The organism is Asaia sp. HumB (genome assembly GCF_030263835.1).
GTDB lineage: Bacteria > Pseudomonadota > Alphaproteobacteria > Acetobacterales > Acetobacteraceae > Asaia > Asaia bogorensis.
In genome coordinates this window covers 2,191,881-2,207,097 of the sequence record NZ_JARPML010000002.1, presented here as the reverse complement: position 1 = coordinate 2,207,097, position 15,217 = coordinate 2,191,881, and the positions used below count along the sequence as shown (strand labels likewise).

15 protein-coding genes and 1 tRNA gene are annotated in these 15,217 nt (G+C 60.0%); 10 read left to right on the top strand and 6 right to left on the bottom strand.

Features of this window, described 5'->3' with window-relative positions; translation table 11 throughout:
• Positions 1–5: 5 nt before the first annotated feature.
• Positions 6–1,067, top strand: a complete 1,062-nt coding sequence (gene queG / locus P5689_RS11000) for a tRNA epoxyqueuosine(34) reductase QueG (RefSeq protein WP_023979091.1) — start codon at positions 6–8, stop codon at positions 1,065–1,067.
• On the top strand, positions 1,060–1,269 hold the full coding sequence (locus tag P5689_RS10995) for a ribbon-helix-helix domain-containing protein (RefSeq protein ID WP_023979092.1): 210 nt from the start codon (positions 1,060–1,062) through the stop codon (positions 1,267–1,269). The genes queG and P5689_RS10995 overlap by 8 nt, the downstream gene beginning before the upstream one ends.
• 73 nt (positions 1,270–1,342) lie before the next feature.
• On the opposite strand, the gene P5689_RS10990 is transcribed toward P5689_RS10995, so the two are convergent.
• Together P5689_RS10990 and P5689_RS15570 are read right to left on the bottom strand one after the other, a co-directional pair.
• Complete coding sequence (locus P5689_RS10990; protein ID WP_023979093.1) at positions 1,343–1,594, bottom strand: hypothetical protein; 252 nt, start codon at positions 1,592–1,594, stop codon at positions 1,343–1,345.
• A complete protein-coding gene (locus P5689_RS15570) occupies positions 1,591–2,091 on the bottom strand; it encodes a DUF2778 domain-containing protein (RefSeq protein ID WP_200863478.1) in 501 nt (166 codons plus the stop codon). The genes P5689_RS10990 and P5689_RS15570 overlap by 4 nt, the downstream gene beginning before the upstream one ends.
• Before the next feature lie 226 nt (positions 2,092–2,317).
• Here P5689_RS15570 and P5689_RS10980 point away from each other — a divergent pair, with 226 nt between their 5' ends.
• The 3 genes from P5689_RS10980 to P5689_RS10970 all read left to right on the top strand — a co-directional run bounded on the left by P5689_RS10980 (position 2,318) and on the right by P5689_RS10970 (position 7,571).
• Entirely contained in the window at positions 2,318–5,515 is a 3,198-nt protein-coding gene (locus P5689_RS10980; RefSeq protein ID WP_285533176.1) for a response regulator, read from the top strand.
• 32 nt (positions 5,516–5,547) lie between these two features.
• Positions 5,548–6,375: a TerB family tellurite resistance protein gene (locus P5689_RS10975; protein ID WP_285533175.1), complete on the top strand. Its 828-nt coding sequence runs from the start codon at positions 5,548–5,550 to the stop codon at positions 6,373–6,375.
• A gap of 134 nt (positions 6,376–6,509) precedes the next feature.
• Complete coding sequence (locus P5689_RS10970) at positions 6,510–7,571, top strand: sulfite exporter TauE/SafE family protein (RefSeq protein ID WP_285533174.1); 1,062 nt, start codon at positions 6,510–6,512, stop codon at positions 7,569–7,571.
• A 150-nt stretch (positions 7,572–7,721) separates the two neighbouring features.
• Here P5689_RS10970 and P5689_RS10965 read toward each other — a convergent pair whose 3' ends face one another.
• Positions 7,722–8,873, bottom strand: a complete 1,152-nt coding sequence (locus P5689_RS10965) for an aldose epimerase family protein (protein WP_285533173.1) — start codon at positions 8,871–8,873, stop codon at positions 7,722–7,724.
• A 359-nt stretch (positions 8,874–9,232) separates the two neighbouring features.
• Here P5689_RS10965 and P5689_RS10960 point away from each other — a divergent pair, with 359 nt between their 5' ends.
• From P5689_RS10960 to P5689_RS10950, 3 genes are all read left to right on the top strand, one after another.
• The gene (locus P5689_RS10960) at positions 9,233–10,078 is read left to right on the top strand and encodes a VacJ family lipoprotein (protein ID WP_023979098.1); all 846 of its coding nucleotides are present in this window, start codon (positions 9,233–9,235) and stop codon (positions 10,076–10,078) included.
• Between the two features lie 12 nt (positions 10,079–10,090).
• Positions 10,091–10,708 (top strand): phospholipid-binding protein MlaC, encoded by a 618-nt coding sequence (locus tag P5689_RS10955; RefSeq protein WP_166929650.1) that lies wholly within the window; start codon positions 10,091–10,093, stop codon positions 10,706–10,708.
• A 260-nt stretch (positions 10,709–10,968) separates the two neighbouring features.
• A complete protein-coding gene (locus tag P5689_RS10950) occupies positions 10,969–11,484 on the top strand; it encodes a hypothetical protein (protein WP_285533172.1) in 516 nt (171 codons plus the stop codon).
• Here the strand turns inward: P5689_RS10950 and P5689_RS10945 are convergent.
• The 3 genes from P5689_RS10945 to P5689_RS10935 all read right to left on the bottom strand — a co-directional run bounded on the left by P5689_RS10945 (position 11,481) and on the right by P5689_RS10935 (position 13,904).
• The gene (locus P5689_RS10945) at positions 11,481–11,999 is read right to left on the bottom strand and encodes a GNAT family N-acetyltransferase (RefSeq protein ID WP_285533171.1); all 519 of its coding nucleotides are present in this window, start codon (positions 11,997–11,999) and stop codon (positions 11,481–11,483) included. The genes P5689_RS10950 and P5689_RS10945 overlap by 4 nt on opposite strands.
• Positions 12,000–12,067: 68 nt before the next feature.
• Entirely contained in the window at positions 12,068–13,747 is a 1,680-nt protein-coding gene (gene ettA, locus P5689_RS10940; RefSeq protein ID WP_023979103.1) for an energy-dependent translational throttle protein EttA, read from the bottom strand.
• 83 nt (positions 13,748–13,830) lie between these two features.
• Positions 13,831–13,904 (bottom strand) — tRNA-Ile (locus tag P5689_RS10935).
• A gap of 271 nt (positions 13,905–14,175) precedes the next feature.
• Here P5689_RS10935 and P5689_RS10930 point away from each other — a divergent pair.
• Complete coding sequence (locus P5689_RS10930; protein ID WP_235075476.1) at positions 14,176–14,493, top strand: SelT/SelW/SelH family protein; 318 nt, start codon at positions 14,176–14,178, stop codon at positions 14,491–14,493.
• Positions 14,494–14,646: 153 nt separating this feature from the next.
• A complete protein-coding gene (gene ppa, locus P5689_RS10925) occupies positions 14,647–15,168 on the top strand; it encodes an inorganic diphosphatase (RefSeq protein WP_023979105.1) in 522 nt (173 codons plus the stop codon).
• The last annotated feature ends 49 nt before the right edge of the window (positions 15,169–15,217 follow it).

Genomic DNA, 15,217 nt, shown 5'->3' with positions numbered 1-15,217 from the left:
GTCCCATGAGCAAGAGCATCGAAGACCGCATCGCCGACCATGCGCGGCATCTCGGCTTCGATGCGATCGGGTTCTGTGACGCCACCCTGCCCGAAGAAGCCCGCACGCGCCTGAAGCAGTTCGTGGAAGACGGGCGCCACGGCACCATGAGCTGGATGGAACAGCGCATCGACCAGCGCGGCGACCCCAAGGCCCTTTGGCCCGAGGTTCGCAGCGTGATCTCACTCGGCCTGTCTTATGCACCTGAAGCCGATCCCGCCGAAACGCTCGACCAACCCGATAAAGGCACGATTTCAGTCTATGCCCGCCATCGCGATTATCATGATGTGCTCAAGGGCATGCTCAAGCATCTGGCGCAATTCGTGGTGCGTCAGGAGGTCGGTGGCGATGGCACACAGGTGAAGGTGTTTGTCGATACGGCGCCGGTCATGGAAAAGCCGCTGGCCGAGCAGGCTCAGCTTGGCTGGCAGGGCAAGCATACCAATGTCGTCTCCCGCGATCATGGGTCGTGGCTGCTTCTGGGTGAAATCTACACCACGCTCGACCTCACCCCGTCACCACCACGCGCCGGGTCATGCGGCAGCTGCACGCGCTGCCTGACCGCCTGCCCCACCGACGCTTTTCCGCGCCCTTATGCGCTCGATGCGCGACGCTGCATTGCCTATCTCACCATCGAGCATGACGGGCCAATTCCAGTCGAATTCCGCAAGGCCATGGGCAATCGCATCTATGGCTGTGACGATTGCCTCAATGCCTGCCCGTGGAACCGTTTTGCCGCGACCTCGCGCCATATGAAGCTCCAGCCCCGTGCCGATCTGATGGCGCCCCGGCTGGAAGATCTGGCCCGTCTGGACGATGCCGGATTTCGCAGCTTTTTCTCCGGCTCGCCCATCAAGCGCATCGGCCGCAACCGCTTTGTGCGCAATGTTCTGATCGCGCTCGGGAATTCGCACAACACTGACCATCTGGCCCTGATCGAAACCCTGACCGGGGACGAGAACCCGATGGTGGCTGAAGCGGCAGAATGGGCACGAGCCGAGTTGCTAGGTCAAGAAGACAATGAGTGATCTCGTCAAACGCAGCTTTACGCTGTCACGCCACCGCACCAGCATCGCGCTGGAGCCGGAATTCTGGGCCGTGCTGGAGGAAATGAGTGCCGGCAATTCGCTGGCTTCCCTGATCGCCAGTATCGACGCATCCCGCCCGCCGGAACGCCCGCTCGCCTCGGCACTGCGCGTCGCCTGTCTGGCCTTTCTACGCAGTTCCTGAGCGCAATCCGGTAACGCTCAAGGCGTCCCGAATTGTCACGGCTGCGAACACTGCCTGCTGTACCCTGCGGAATTCAGGCCTTGCGGCGGCTCATCAACGCACCCAGCCCTGTCACGATGACATAGGCCAGGATAAGGCTGACGAGCATCATGGTAGTCATGATGATGCTTGCCTGACTCAGACCCAGCGCGAGAGCGTCATTGACGTAAAAGACGGGCGACAGGATCTTCCAGCTTCGACCCGACCAGGCAAAGTAGTGATAGGTCGCATTACCCAAAGCGAGATAGACCAGAACGGCGACCGGCAGGGTGACAAGCGCTTTCATCTGACGTCCAGCGTCCCGTAAGACCGCATCCCGTTCATATAGGCCGGCGATTGAGCGAGCAGGAATTCACGCAGGCGATAGAAATCATGGGTTTCAGGCAATGTAATGCATCCCTTGCTGATCCCCCAGAACCCAACGGGATGCAGCCGGAAAGCCCCGCGCCTGATGCCGTCTATCGATGTCTGATCGTCTATGATGCCGTCATCACGGTAGAGGGCGAACCAGTCCTGACGATGGGTACCTGCGAAGAAATCACCGACATGATTCCTGACGACACCCACTCGACCTCCGCACTGCCGATCGAGGATATGGTAAAGCCCCGGTGGGAGAGGACCATTATTCCGGTTGCTGGCCGCCGCGGACGGTTGGTGAAATCGCCGGACCCGGAATAGGCAGGAAAAGAGCCGAACCCCACGCAGGTAAGTACCGAAACGTCTCTCTCGTTGAGGTAGAATACGCAATGCGCGGCCAAGTGATTTGTCTCCGATATCAGGCACAGAGCGATCTGCTCGAGTAATTATTTCTTTTACACTTTTCGGGACGCAGGACCATCGCTGCAGGTCTCTGCATAGGCGGCTGCCAGTGAGGTTTCAGGCGCCCCCACCATCATTGCAACACCTCTCACCTGACCGTGAGCAAACCTCTAGCCAATGATGATCGTTGTCGATATCTAACGACAACAACATAATGCTCACCTTCGTGATGCTGGGGCTTCATCGATCCATGACGTCTTGCCCATCTGGCACTGCCATTTCTCCTGACAGCCTCGAAGCCTTTATCGAAGCCGAGATCACGCGTGGCAGCTTCGCGAGTGAGCGCGCCATGATCGAAGCTGGCCTGACCCTGCTGCGTGAGAAAATGGCCACTTCCGCCAAGCGGGAGGGAGTCGCCTTTCCGCCTGCTGGTGGTCAATGCGGTGCGCTGATCCGTGGGCTGGACTGGAAACAGCATGCCGTTGGCCCAACATGCCGATGGTCTGATCCGCTACGGGCAACGATTACCAATATCGTCAATTCCCCCGTGGCCAAGATGCTGCTTTGGGGGCCCGAGCAGATCCTGTTCTACAACGACGCCTTCAGTCTCATCGCAGGCGACCGCCACCCCTGCGCACTTGGAACGCCGCTCACAAAAGCCTTCCCCGAACTCGATGAGTGGACAAGACCCGTTCTCGAAGCCGGACTGCGCGGGGAAGCCGCAAGTTTTCAGAATCGCAAGATCAGGCTCAACCGACAGGATCAGGTCGAAACGCTGATTCTAGACTTCTATTTCACCCCCGTTTACGAAATGGGCGAAGCGCCTGGCGGCGTCTTGTGCACCATCGTCAACAACACCGAGCGCGTTCAAGCCGAGAAGCGTCTGGCCTCAAGCGAAGCGGAATTACGGCGCGTTACCGATGCGACGCCCATGCTCGTTTCCTATGTCGATCAGGCGCATGTCTATCGCTTTGCCAATGCCGCTTATGAATCCTGGCTTGGCCTGCCGCTTGAGCGCATCGTCAACTGCCCCGTCATCGAGGTCTTGGGGGCGCGCGTCTATGAAGACAGGCGCCCCGACCTGGAAGCTGCGCTCTCTTGCCGGTCTCTCACCGCAGAGACTCTCCTGCCTCATCAGGACGGCACAGAGCGTCATACAGAGTTCCGATACGTGCCGCATATCGACGATGATGGGGTCGTACACGGCGTGCATATCCTCGGCATCGATATCGAGGACCGGGCACGGCGTATCGCCGAGGTCGCCGCGAGCGACAGACGTTTCCGCACCGCGATGGAAGCCGTTCATGGTGTGCTGTGGACCAACAGCGCCGATGGCCGCATGACGGGCGAGCAGCCGGGCTGGGCTGCACTGACAGGCCAGACAAGCGAGGAATATCAGGGTTTTGGCTGGGCCAACGCCGTTCATCCGGACGACACCGCCGCCTCGGTTGTCGCATGGAACGCCTCCGTGTCGTCACGCAGCATGTTCGTGCATGAGCATCGCGTGCGCAACCGCGACGGGCAGTGGCGCAATTTTGCCATACGCGCCCTGCCCATCCTCGATGACTCAGGCGAAATCACCGAATGGGTGGGGGTTCATACCGACATCACCCATCAACGCGCCGCAGAAGCTGCATTGCGCGATCACGCGGAAGACCTGTCCCGTCAGGTACGCCATCGCCAGCGGGCCGAAGAACAGCTGCGCAAGCTGAACGAGACGCTCGAAAACCGCGTGATCGAGGAAATCACGGAGCGACGTCAGGCCGAGACCCGGTTGGCTCAGGCGCAGAAAATGGAATCCATCGGTAAATTGACTGGCGGCGTGGCGCATGATTTCAACAACCTGCTTCAGGTGATCAGCGGCAATCTGCAACTGCTCGGCAAATATGTGATGGGCAACAGCCGGGCCGAACGTCACGTCAGCAGCGCAATGGGCGGCGTGCAGCGTGGTTCACGTCTGGCCAGCCAGCTGCTTGCCTTCGGCCGCCGTCAGGCACTCGAACCCAAGATCGTGAATGTGACCCGCTTCGTGCGTGGCATGGATGAAATGCTGCGCCGTGCAATTGGTGAAGGGATCGAGATCGAGACCATCGTCTCGGCTGGTCTGTGGAACACGTTCATCGATCCGGCACAAATCGAAAATGCCCTTCTGAATCTTGCCATCAATGCCCGCGATGCGATGGATGGACAGGGCAAGCTGACGATCGAACTCGGCAACACCCATCTCGATGACGCCTATGTGCGTCAGCATGACGAGGTCAAGGCCGGGCAATATGTGCTTCTGGCCGTCAGCGATACCGGCACGGGTATGACACCCGACATTCTTGCCAAGGTGTTTGAGCCATTCTTCTCGACGAAGGCAGAAGGCAAGGGCTCCGGGCTTGGCCTCTCGATGGTCTATGGCTTCGTCAAGCAGTCCGGCGGTCACATCAACATCTACTCCGAACCGGGCGAAGGCACGACCATCAAGCTCTATCTGCCCCGTGCGATGGACGCCGAGGATGTCGAGATCGAACATCACATGGCCCCTGTCACCGGCGGCAGCGAGACCGTGCTGGTAGTGGAGGATGACGATGAAGTGCGGGCCACTGTGGTCGAGATGCTTTCCGACCTCGGCTATCAGGTTCTCAAGGCCACCGATGCCGCCAATGCGCTGGTGGTGATCGAAAGCGGTATGCGCATTGATATCCTGTTCACCGATGTGGTCATGCCCGGAACCCTCAAGAGCCCGGAACTGGCCCGTCGCGCCAAGGAGCGCCTGCCGGACATCGCTGTGCTTTTCACTTCCGGCTATACCGAGAACTCAATCGTGCATGGCGGCCGTCTGGATGCCGGGGTAGAGCTGCTTTCCAAGCCCTATACGCGCGACGCGCTGGCGCGCAAATTCCGCCATGTTCTGGCCAATCGCCAGCAGCGCGTGCAGGCAACAGCGCCGCGCCAGCCGGACCCATCGGAAGCCTCGTCTGCCAGCGCCGGACAGGCGGCCCTCATTTCCGGGGCAGAGTCCGTCGGAATGGGCAACGCCCCGGCCCGCACGCTTTGCGTGACGGTACTGCTGGTTGAGGATGACCGTCTGATCCGTCAGGCTACCTCGGAAATGCTCAAGGAATCGGGCTTCCTGACCGTTGAGGCCGCCGATTACGACGAAGCCCTGATCGTGCTGCAAACCATGCCGGTTGATGTGTTGCTGACAGATGTGAACCTCCCGGGCCTCTCCGGGAAGGATCTGGCTGCGCAGGCGCGCCTCCTCAGGCCGGATATCGGGGTCGTTTTCGCCACAGGTGATGTCCATGCCGTCGAGGGCGATCCGTCTGTCGTCGTGCTGTCCAAACCCTATGACCTCACAACGCTCACTGCGTCCCTCTCGCGCAGCCTTCCTCGCCTTCCGCCGCAGGCGCAACCGGCTGACGACACGGCTCCGGCCAAAGATCGCCCCGCCACTGTTTGAACTCTCCCCTGTGCTCATGCTACCGGTAGGGAATGGCATTCTGGGGAAAGATGTTCGGTGGCGTGGCCGGTTTCGCTGTTGGCGGACCGATGGGCGCGCTCATGGGTGCGGCGCTGGGCCATGCGGCCGATCGCGGCTCGCTGCTTGAAACACCAACCGGGGGATGGCACGAGCACTGGCGCACCAAGGGACAGCCTGATCCCAATGGGGCCGCTTTCATGGCCGCCGCCAAGATGTCCACCCTGCTTGGCAAGACCGATCAGCTTTATGCCATCGGTCTGGTCGCCCTCTGCGCCAAGATGGCCAAAATCGATGGTCCGGTGAACAAGGCCGAGATCAGGGCCTTTCGCTCGCTCTTCCAGTTTCCGGCCGATAACCTGCGTGAAGTGGGCATGTTGTTCGATCGGGCCCGTGACCGCACGGACGATTTCGAGATGTATGCCCGCGAACTGGGCAAGGGCTTTACCAAGGACCGCGCTCCGCTCGAGCAACTGCTAATGGCGCTCTTCGTCATCGCACGGGCGGATCTTCCTCCCGGCGCCGATCTGCATCCTGCTGAAACGGCTTTCCTGAAAAAGGTCCATGCGGCTTTTGGCCTGCCGCCCGGGGCATGGGACAGGGCCGAGACGGGTCGCTCCGGGTCAGCCAGCAACGAAAATGATGCCTATGTGGAGTTGGGCCTCACCCGTAGCGCCACCGATCAGGAAGTCAGGACGCGCTGGCGTGTGCTGATCAGGGAACATCACCCCGATGTTCTGGGTCAGAAAAACCTCAGTCCCGATGCCCTGGCCAAGGCTGGCGATCGCGTCGCCCGCATCAACGCGGCGTGGGACCGGATCAAGCGCGACCGCAAATTGTAGCCCCTGCCTGCACTGTACCCAGCTCCTGTCACGTCGAGTTGCGAGCGGTACGGCACAAGCGGACCTCCCCGACATGATTTGATAATTTGTTGAGAGTAATTCTCATATATAAAAGACCCTCATGAGCCCGGCATATGCTGCTTGCCGGTGCGCCTTGCGGAAGCGGTTTCCCGGCCATGATGGTTTTTCTGCTCCTTTTCTGCCTCTCCTGTGCTGCCTTTACGATCTCCTCCGTCGCAGGCGGGGGCGCTGGCCTCGTGATCATGCCCGTGCTGGGCCTTGTGCTGGCCACACCCAAAATTCCGGCAGCGCTCTCCATCGGCACCATGTGCAGCACGGTCGGGCGCATCGTCACCTTCTGGCAAGTCATCAACTGGCGGGTTGTTCTGTTTTTTACCCCGGCCGCCCTGCCGGCTGCCGCGCTGGGCGTGTTCTGCCTGCGGCTCATGCCACCGGTTTATCTCGAGCTCATTCTTGGCCTGTTTCTGAGCGGCAATGTCTTTCTGCTCCTTCGCCGCAGCCCGCCCGCAGAGACCGATCAGCGCCAGTGGCGCTACCTGCCTGCCATAGGGTTCGCAGCAGGGTTCGTTTCCGGGTTCACCGGTGCGACAGGCCTCCTTTTCAACCGGTTCTACCAGAAGCTGGGCCTTCAGAAGCAGGCACTGATTGCCACGCGCGCAGCCAATGAGGTGCTGCTGCATGCCATCAAGCTGGTGCTCTACGCGCAGTTTGGCCTGTTTGATCGCGGGGTCTTTCTGGCTGGGGTTTGCGTGGGTGCAGCAGCGCTGGCCGCTATCAAGGTGACACAGTGGGTCCTGCCTCTGCTGACCCACGCCCAATTCTGCCGGATCGGCCATGCCGCGGCTGCGGTGGCAGGAGTTCTCATGCTGAGCGGTGCCGCCCGCCAGATTGTTCAGAAGGATGCGATGTCGCTCAGCTACGGGCGCGCCCATGGCGAGACGGAGCTGGCCATGACATGGCGCAGCCACCGTCTGGCGCTGGAATTCGAGCGGCCCCTGGAACTCGAGGTCAAACATCGGGTGGCCAGCGTGATCGACCCGCAGACAGGCCGTTCAGGCGCGCGTCTGACGGTGCTGCATCTCGCAGCCAATCGTGGCCTGTTCATCACACGGCGCGGCCTGCACGGTGATCATGAGTACGGCTTCCACCACGGGCGCCACCGGCAGGACGCATAGCGACGTACCCACGACATGACGGGACCCAATCAGGGCTCCTGAGACCGTGAACGCCGTGCCTCCCAAGCCCTGTGGCCGTAGCACCAGGCGTAAAAAAACCCCGCACGCCCGGAGACGTGCAGGGTTCTTTCGGGTCGGGCCGCAGGAAGCCTAGCGCGTACCGAGCTTGAAGATGGTCGTGTAGTCGAACTTCTGCCCCGGACGGAGTTCCGTGGTCGGGAAGGACGGATGGTTCGGGCTGTCGGGATAATGCTCGGCTTCAAGGGCCAGCGCGTCGGTCTGACGATAGGCCCGATGGGAGATCCCGGCATATTTTCCGGTTAGCGAATTGGAGGTGTAGACCTGCAATCCCGGCTGGTTGGTCGAGACCTCGAGCGTGCGACCCGAGGCCGGATCGAAAATCACCGCAGCAGGCCGCGGGGCTTTGCCGTAGGCACCATCGACAATCCAGTTATGGTCATAGCCACGAGCAATCAGCATCTGAGCAAAGTCGCGGCGCAGATGATCACCGATCCGCATGGGCTTGCGGAAATCAAGCGGCGTTCCCGCCACTGTGGCCAGCTCGCCCGTCGGGATCGAGGTGCCGTCGGTCGGGGTGTAACGCTCGGCGTTGATCTGCATGACCTCGTTCTCGATCGAGCCCGAACCCTCGCCATTCAGGTTCCAGTAGGAATGATTGGTCAGGTTCAGCACGGTCGGCGCATCGGTTGTCGCCTGATAGTGCAGGCTGAGCGCGTTGTTTTCATCCAGCGTGTACGTCACGCTGGTCGTGAGCGTGCCGGGGAAACCCTGATCGCCATTGGGGCTGACAAGACGCAGCGTGACCGAAGCACCCTTGGCGTTCTTTTTCGTGTCCACCAGCGTCCAGACATGCTTGTCGAAACCGATTTTTCCACCATGCAGGGCGTTTGGCGGGTCGGTCAGATCCGTATGATAGCTCTTGCCATCAATGGTGAAGGTGCCATGAGCCAGACGATTGGCGTAACGGCCGATCATGGCCCCGAAAAACAGGCCGCCCTCAGCCGAGTCCTTCGTGTAGCCCTCAAGCGTGCCGAAGCCCAGGACCAGATCCTGCACATGACCTGCGCGATCCGGTGCTTCCACAGACTGGATGATGCCGCCATAGGTGATGACACGGACCGTCATCGCATGATCGTTGGTCAGCGTGATGATTTTGACATCCTCACCGGCAGGAGTCTTGCCCCAGGGCTGGACCGTAACAGCTGGCGCAGCCTGCGCCGCACCGTCCATTATCCCCGCAAGCGCCATCAAACATACGGCGCTCTTCACTAATGCTTTCATGGACAAGGTGCTTCCATCTGTTGATTCGCCGCCACACTGGTCGGAGAAATGATCTGTGTCAAAGTATATAAAGTTCATTTTCCTCAACCGCAGCCCACCTCAAACGCTACGCATACGGCATGAGTTGGCATCTACGGTCTGGCGTCTGACAGACATCGTGCTAGAAAACCACGATGCTGCGTCTCTCGCGAGACAGCACGGACATTCTCTCCCCGCCGGAGAGAACGTTTTCTGCTGAATTGTGGGTGACGCGATGAGGTAACAGGACCGGAGTTGAGTGACGGCTCCGGATAAACGATCGTGAGCAGGTGCGCAGTATGTGGCGCGACCGAGCGCGCTGACACGACTTGGGGATTGCGATGACCGCACCGCTAGGTGATTCCGATAACCGGCCAACAGCCGGAACTGCCGATTCAAGCCGTAAGAGACGGCGCGAGCAGCGCAAGGGCGGCCGTGTTCTCATCGGGCTGAGCGCCCTTCTCTCCCTGAGTGCCTGCGCAAGCTGGCGCAACCCGCCGCCGAAAGATCCCGAGGCGCTGGCGGACTACAAGGAAGCCAACGACCCCTACGAGCCGGTCAACCGCAAGATGTATGGCATCCAGATGTGGGCCTATCACCACGCGCTGCGTCCGGTGGGCAAGGCCTGGGCCTGGGCCGTGCCCAAGCCGATCCGCAACTCGATCGATAATCTGAACCAGACATGGTACATGCCAACGGTCTTTTTCAGTGATGTCGGCGCCGGCAAGCCACGCCGCGCGGGTGATGACTTCATGCGTTATGTCATCAACATGACGCTTGGCGCTGCCGGGTTCATCGACGTTGCAACATCGCTGGGCTATCCGCATCATGACAGCGATCCGGGTTTGACACTGGCGACATGGGGTGTACCGAGCGGCCCCTATCTCTTCCTGCCGGGCCTCGGCCCCAACACGCTGCGCGATGCTGGCGGTTACGCCATCGCTCAGGGCCTGTCGCCCATCAACTACGTGCCACGCGGCTATGGTCTGCTGACCTTCAACTGGGCCTATAACGTCGCTGGCGTGCTGGGTGGATTCTCGTCTCATATTGACGAGATCGATCAGGTCGAGCAGGATTCACTCGATCCGTACGCGTTTATCCGTAGCGCCTGGCAGCAGAACCGCGCCAGCCAGGTTGACTCGCTCCGCAACGACCACCGGGCGACCGTGCCGGACTGGTACAATTAAGGACCTCCCGACATGTTCAAAACCTGCATCTCTTTCTCTCGTCGCGCAGCTCTTGGCGCTCTGACCACAGCGCTCGTTTCCGTCGCAGCCCTGTCCACCCCGGCCCATGCTGAAGATGCACAGGGCTTCGTGACGGCTTTCGGTAGCAAGCTCGTCGGGATCATCAACAGCGACAAGGGCCTGGCTGAGAAGAAGGCCGAAGTTCTGCCCCTGCTGCAAAGCAATGTGGACATCGCCACCATCGGCAAGTTCTGCCTGGGACGTTACTGGCGCACGGCCACCCCCGATCAGCAGGCCCAGTATCTGAAGCTGTTCCATCAGGTTCTGGTCAATGCCGTTACGGACAAGATCGGTGACTATCGCGGCGTAAGCTTCAAGGTGACCGGCGAGACCAATACCCCTAACGGTGAACTCGTCAGCGCCCAGATCATGCGCCCCGGTCAGCCGGTTGCCGATATGGGCCTTCTGATCGCCCATGATGGCGGCATGAAGATTGTCGACATGATCGGTGAGGGAACGAGCCTGCGTCTGACCCAGCGTCAGGATTACAGCTCCTATCTCGCCCGCAATGGCGGCAATGTCGCTACACTGATCAGCGCGCTGGAGCGTCAGCTCTCGCATCGTCACTGACAACACAACCTTTTCGTCGGGAATTGTGACGCTCCCGACGAAAAGACCTGCTTCATGAAAATAGCCGTCCTCGCGGACATACACGGCACTTGATGCTGTCCTGACTGACTGCGTCTCGCAGAGCACCGACCAGCTGCTCATTCTGGGCGATCATTTCCCTGGACCGCTCCTGCCCTTCGAAACAACCTAAAGACCGATCTCCCTCGCCCTGACTGCCATAGCTGGCCATCACGAGCGGCGGCTTCTCACGCAATCATTTCATGAGATGGGGGCGTCCGACTGCTTTACCTGCCGGGCCCTCGCCCCCATCATTGCGACGGGATGACAAGGCTTCCGGCAACGCTTCGGCTGGAAAGCGATATTCTTCTCGATCATGCCCCCCCACCTGCGACACCGCCTATTTCCTTGAAACTGTCTCGGCTAGGAGCCTGCGTCCCGCTACTCAGGCAGAAATCGTCGCCCGCGCCGAGGACACGGACGCTCGCCTCATCCTGTGCGATCATATCCATATCCAGCGCGAGGTGGCCTTCGGAAAAGGGAGACTGGTACTCAATCCCGGTAGCGTGGGCCTGCCTGGCTATGAGAATAACGAACCGTTCCCCCAGCAGATCAGCAATGCCTCTCCGCACGCGCGTTACGCGCTGCTCGACGACGCAAACGGCAACTGGGCTGCCAGCTTCCATATAGTTGCCTGTGACTGGGAGCAGGCGGCACAAACTGCGGAAAGAAATGACCGGCCAGACTGGGCCAAGGCACTGCGTACGGGACGCCTTTAGGCCAGAGCAGCTCGCTTGTCCTGCCTGATTTCATAAACGAGCATCAGATAGCCATCGCGCTCGAAGCTTTCCATATGGTGCATACCAATGCTGCCCAGCACGATGCGGGAAGGCATATTGTCCTCGCGGGTGACGCCCACCAAGCGTTCGACGCCGGCATCCAGCGCAAAGCGCAGCGCAGCGCCCGCTGCCTCGCGCGCGATACCACGTCCGGCGGCCTCGGGTACCAGGGCGAAGCGCAGGCCCAGGCCGCGCCCGTCCGGACGCTCATGCAACCCCGTGATACCCACGAAGCGATTATTTTCGCGAATGGTAAAAATACCGATGCCGCGCTTTGCCCAGAAAGCGAGGTCATCGGCCATTTCGTCCTCAACCTGCCGGAGCGAGCGGACACCACCCAGCATACGCCCGAATGAGGCGCCATTGGTCTTGAGGCGAATCATGTCCTGCATATCGTGCCAGCTTACGGGCTGCAGCACGAGCCGCTGGGTCCGTATCTGACGGCCAAGCGTCACGATGCGTACCCGGTCATGACATCGGCAAGAGAGATGTCAGAGATGAACCGCTCCGACATCTTCATCCCTTAGCGTGCGATGGGGCGATACTTGATACGGCTCGGTTCGGTCGAATCCGGGCCAAGGCGACGACGCTTGTCTTCTTCATAATCCTGAAAGTTACCCTCGAACCATTCGACATGGCTATCACCCTCGAAGGCGAGGATATGCGTGGCCAGACGGTCGAGAAACCAGCGATCATGCGAGATGACCACGGCGCAACCGGCGAATTCGGCAAGAGCGTCTTCGAGTGCACGCAGCGTGTCGACATCGAGATCGTTGGTCGGTTCGTCGAGCAGAATGACATTGCTGTCCTTCTTGAGCATCTTGGCCAGATGCACGCGGTTGCGCTCACCACCCGACAGCACGCCGACGCGCTTTTGCTGATCGGAGCCCTTGAAGTTGAAGGCTCCGACATAGGCACGCGACGGTACCGTGCGCTTGCCCAGCTGGATGACATCCGTACCGCCCGAGATTTCTTCCCACACCGTCTTGCTGTCATCGAGCGAGTCGCGTGACTGATCGACATAGCCAAGCTTGACCGTGTCACCGATCTTGAGTGCACCGCCATCCGGCTGGTCCTGACCCGTGATCATCTTGAACAGCGTGGATTTACCCGCGCCGTTCGGCCCGATCACACCCACGATACCGCCCGGCGGCAGCTTGAAGTTCAAGCCGTCGATCAGCAGGCGATCGCCAAAGCCCTTGGAAAGGTTCTCGGCCTCGATGACCGTGCCACCCAGACGGGGGCCGGGGGTGATGACGATATCGGCCGTGCCACCGGCACGCTCCTGACTGGCGGCCAGCATTTCCTCGTACTTGGTGATACGGGCCTTGCTCTTGGCCTGACGGGCCTTGGGCGAGGCGCTGATCCATTCCTGCTCGGCGGCAAGGGCGCGCTGGCGCGAGCTCTCTTCCTTCTCTTCCTGGGCAAGACGCTTGCGTTTCTGGGTCAGCCAGGAGGAGTAATTGCCTTCGAACGGATAACCACGACCGCGCTCGATTTCGAGAATCCAGTTCGTGACATTGTCGAGGAAGTAGCGGTCATGGGTGATGACCATGACGGTGCCCTGATAATCGCGCAGGGTCTTTTCGAGCCAGGCCACGCTCTCGGCATCGAGATGGTTGGTCGGTTCGTCAAGCAGCAGCAGGTCGGGCTTTTCGAGCAGCAGGCGGCACAGCGCCACGCGACGGCGCTCACCACCGGAAAGCATGGTGACAGGGCTATCAGCAGGTGGGCAGCGCAGGGCTTCAAGAGCGATCTCGAGCTTGCGGTCCAGCTCCCAGCCGTCGCCAGCGTCGATCTTTTCCTGCAACTCTGCCTGTTCGGCCAGAAGGGCAGTCATTTCATCGTCGGTCATCGGCTCGGCAAAAGCCATCGAGATCTCGTTGAAGCGATCCACCGCGTGCTTCAGGTCACCGAAGCCGAGTGCCACGTTCTCACCGACGGTCAGAGACTCGTCGAGCTTGGGCTCCTGCTCCAGATAACCGATGCGCGCGCCTTCAGCGCCCCAGGCCTCACCGCCATATTCCTTTTCGATACCGGCCATGATCTTGAGCAGCGTCGATTTACCGGCGCCGTTGACACCGAGCACACCGATCTTGACGCCGGGAAGGAAGGACAGGGTGATACCCTTGAAGACCTCACGGCCCCCGGGATAGGCCTTCGTCAGGTCCTTCATGACATAGACATACTGATAGGCGGCCATGACGGATCTCCTGATGGAATGGTCGGACGGAATAGGACGAGAACGCGGCTCGAGTGCGCTCCGCATAGGAGCGTAAAAACCCCTGCGCCCGGCAGGACTCGAACCCGCAACCAAGCCGTTATGAGCGGCCTGCTCTAACCAATTGAGCTACAGGCGCACAGGTTGTGCAGGAAATCGCGCAATTCGGCCCCATTTGCAAGACGACATGACAAAGAAATAGGTCTGTTCGTCATTTTGTCTGTCATTGCCTGCGAGAGCTCTCCCGCCGCATCACAGGCATCTCCTCAACCTCGCACGATCGTCGTGCTTCAGGACAAGGGTATCGCACGAGCACCAAGATATGACTGGTTTCCACCCTGACCCATCCCTAAATCTGCCCACACATCAGAAGACGACCTGATCGGACGGTCATGACAGGGACAATAACGATGCCAGACAATACGACAGCACAAAGCCCCATGCCGCTCCCCTCGGCCGGGATGCGTATTGCGATACGCTACTGCACCCAATGCAACTGGATGTTGCGCTCCGCCTGGATCGCCCAGGAATTGCTGCAGACCTTCGGCACTGAGTTGGCAGAAGTCGCCCTCATTCCCGATACCGGGGGGCACTTCAGTATCATGGCGGGTGATCATCTGATCTGGGAGCGCAAGCGCGACGGGGGTTTCCCCGGCCCCAAGGACATCAAGCAGCGCGTTCGCGACGTGATCGCCCCGGAGCGTGATCTGGGCCATGTTGATCGGTAAATCACGGGCAAAGAGCATGATCCACATCACATCTGCCCATAACCGTGACCAATAGAACAACATGGACGGTACATAACGTTACGGCGTCTGTGCAGGGAGGAAACGAGCGGTTAAGATAAGGCGATCAATTCACCCCCACCAGGACATGTAGTGATGGACGTCAGCAAGATCTCCCCCGGCAAATCCGTTCCCGATGACATCAATGTCGTGATCGAGATCCCGCAGGGCTCTTCGGTCAAATATGAAGTGGACAAGGAAAGCGGCGCCGTTTTCGTCGATCGCTTCCTTTTCACCCCGATGTACTATCCGGCCGCGTATGGTTTCATTCCGAATACGCTGGCTGCTGATGGCGACCCGGCCGATGCGCTGGTTCTGGCACCGGGGCCGATCGTTCCGGGTGCGGTCATTCGTGCGCGCCCCATTGGCATGCTGAAGATGGAAGATGAGAGCGGACAGGATGAAAAGATCATCTGCGTGCCTCACGACAAGATCCACACGCAGTATACCGATGTAAAAACGATTGACGATCTGCCTGAAATCACTCTGAAGGCAATCGGTCACTTCTTCGAGCGTTATAAGGACCTCGAGCCTAACAAGTGGGTCAAAGTCTCGGGCTGGGCAGGACCAGAAGAGGCCAAGAAAGCGATTATCGCTGCTCTTGAAGCCGTCAAGTAACACCACCACGCTGCAATAGACAGTGACCGGAAAGACACAGCGTCTTTCC

What these genes read in the sequence shown, in the direction of transcription:
- queG (WP_023979091.1), top strand. Translation starts at nt 6, where the DNA reads ATGAGCAAGAGCATCGAAGACCGCATCGCCGACCATGCGCGGCATCTC.
- P5689_RS10995 (WP_023979092.1), top strand. Translation starts at nt 1,060, where the DNA reads ATGAGTGATCTCGTCAAACGCAGCTTTACGCTGTCACGCCACCGCACC.
- P5689_RS10990 (WP_023979093.1), bottom strand. Translation starts at nt 1,594, where the DNA reads ATGAAAGCGCTTGTCACCCTGCCGGTCGCCGTTCTGGTCTATCTCGCT.
- P5689_RS10980 (WP_285533176.1), top strand. Translation starts at nt 2,318, where the DNA reads ATGACGTCTTGCCCATCTGGCACTGCCATTTCTCCTGACAGCCTCGAA.
- P5689_RS10975 (WP_285533175.1), top strand. Translation starts at nt 5,548, where the DNA reads ATGGCATTCTGGGGAAAGATGTTCGGTGGCGTGGCCGGTTTCGCTGTT.
- P5689_RS10970 (WP_285533174.1), top strand. Translation starts at nt 6,510, where the DNA reads ATGCTGCTTGCCGGTGCGCCTTGCGGAAGCGGTTTCCCGGCCATGATG.
- P5689_RS10965 (WP_285533173.1), bottom strand. Translation starts at nt 8,873, where the DNA reads ATGAAAGCATTAGTGAAGAGCGCCGTATGTTTGATGGCGCTTGCGGGG.
- P5689_RS10960 (WP_023979098.1), top strand. Translation starts at nt 9,233, where the DNA reads ATGACCGCACCGCTAGGTGATTCCGATAACCGGCCAACAGCCGGAACT.
- P5689_RS10955 (WP_166929650.1), top strand. Translation starts at nt 10,091, where the DNA reads ATGTTCAAAACCTGCATCTCTTTCTCTCGTCGCGCAGCTCTTGGCGCT.
- P5689_RS10950 (WP_285533172.1), top strand. Translation starts at nt 10,969, where the DNA reads ATGAGATGGGGGCGTCCGACTGCTTTACCTGCCGGGCCCTCGCCCCCA.
- ettA (WP_023979103.1), bottom strand. Translation starts at nt 13,747, where the DNA reads ATGGCCGCCTATCAGTATGTCTATGTCATGAAGGACCTGACGAAGGCC.
- P5689_RS10930 (WP_235075476.1), top strand. Translation starts at nt 14,176, where the DNA reads ATGCCAGACAATACGACAGCACAAAGCCCCATGCCGCTCCCCTCGGCC.
- ppa (WP_023979105.1), top strand. Translation starts at nt 14,647, where the DNA reads ATGGACGTCAGCAAGATCTCCCCCGGCAAATCCGTTCCCGATGACATC.